Annotated in this window: 1 protein-coding gene and 1 pseudogene; both read right to left on the bottom strand. The window is 42.1% G+C overall.

Features of this window, described 5'->3' with window-relative positions; translation table 11 throughout:
* Positions 1 to 37 precede the first annotated feature (37 nt).
* A pseudogene (locus T433_RS0112600) lies at positions 38 to 889 on the bottom strand (IS3 family transposase); the annotation flags it as partial.
* Positions 874 to 1,410, bottom strand: a complete 537-nt coding sequence (locus tag T433_RS16330) for a helix-turn-helix domain-containing protein (protein WP_044110000.1) — start codon at positions 1,408 to 1,410, stop codon at positions 874 to 876. The pseudogene T433_RS0112600 and the gene T433_RS16330, both read right to left, overlap by 16 nt.
* Positions 1,411 to 1,456 lie beyond the last annotated feature (46 nt).

Raw genomic sequence — 1,456 nt, 5'->3', positions numbered from 1 at the left:
TGAAGTGCCCCCGAAAAGTTGGACGTTAAATTAATCGTTAATTATTAATCTCTCTATAGTAGTGAGCTCGGTATTGTACCGGGCTCATTCCTTTTAACCTCAATTTTATTCTTTTATTGTTATACCAGAGAATATATTTCTTCAGTTGCTGCTCAAAATCCTCTACGGAGTCAAACTGATTAATGTATAGCAGTTCATTCTTCATCAGACCGAAGAAGTTCTCCATCATTGCATTATCCAAGCAATTTCCTTTTCTGGACATGCTTTGCACGATACCATGTTTTTTGAGCAGTTCTTGATACATCAGGTGTTGGTAGTGCCACCCCTGGTCAGAGTGCATTACAAGACCTTTTAGGTCTTTATGCTCCTTAAAGGCTTTCTTTAGCATCGTTTTCACCATCTGCAGATTGGGACTGTTTGATATGCTATAAGATATGATTTCTCCGTTGAACATGTCTAATATAGGTGAAAGGTAAATTTTCTGATCCTTAATGGATACTTGCGTAACATCGGTAGTCCACTTCTGATTTGGCTTATCAGCCTTGAAGTCGCGCTCCAGTATATTTGGAGCGACCTTACCCACTTGTCCTTTATATGAGTGATAGTGGCATTTCTTCCGTTTTGCCTTTAGCCCCATCTGGCGCATCAGCTTCTGGACGGTCTTGTGATTGACCGTTTCTCCTTCGTTTCGCAAAACAGCGCATATCCTCCTATATCCATACCGGCCCTTATTGTCCTCATATATATTCTTTATGCGTTGCCTGAGACTGCCATAGCCGTCACTATCATCGAGATGTGATAGATGGTAATAGAATACGGAGCGAGCCATCTTCATCCTGTCCAGCATGAAGCTGAGAGGATGGCCTTCCTGCCTTAGTTCTTCGATGGCTCTTGCCCAATCGCGCGTAGACGGGCGTTCCTTTCCTCGACTAAGGCTCTCACTTTTTTTAGCAGAGCAATCTCTGTCTTCAGTTCCTGGTTCTCCTTCTGGAGCCGCTCCAGCTCTGTGAGCGGTTTACTGTTCTTTCTTGGTCTGCCCATACCTGGTAATCTGCCTCGTTTCTTGATAATCTCTAATGCTGCTAAACCATTCTCTCGGTACAGTTTGAGCCATACTGATATTCGTGACGAACTAGCACCATACTTTAATGAAGCTACATGCAAAGGTAAGTGATTTTCCTCAATATCAAGGACAATTTGGCTCTTTAATGCAAAATCGGCCTTGATAATCTCGCTTTTTCGCAAGCCTGACACACCATAACGCTGATACTTTGCCCATAGAACACGAAGCTGATTGTTATTAATACCATACTCAGTGCAGATAGAATGGATAGATCTGCCAGACTCCAACAGACGCATATATTTCAAACGGTCTGCATAATCATGTTTCTTTTGTTTCCTTCCAGACATAATAAAACCCCAAAAGTTTTTTGTCTAACTTTCGGGGTTCATATCA

The organism is Xylanibacter brevis ATCC 19188 (assembly GCF_000621725.1).
GTDB classification, from domain to species: Bacteria; Bacteroidota; Bacteroidia; order Bacteroidales; family Bacteroidaceae; genus Prevotella; species Prevotella brevis.
This window is presented reverse-complemented; position numbering and strand designations above follow the sequence as displayed.

What these genes read in the sequence shown, in the direction of transcription:
- T433_RS16330 (WP_044110000.1), bottom strand. Translation starts at nt 1,410, where the DNA reads ATGTCTGGAAGGAAACAAAAGAAACATGATTATGCAGACCGTTTGAAA.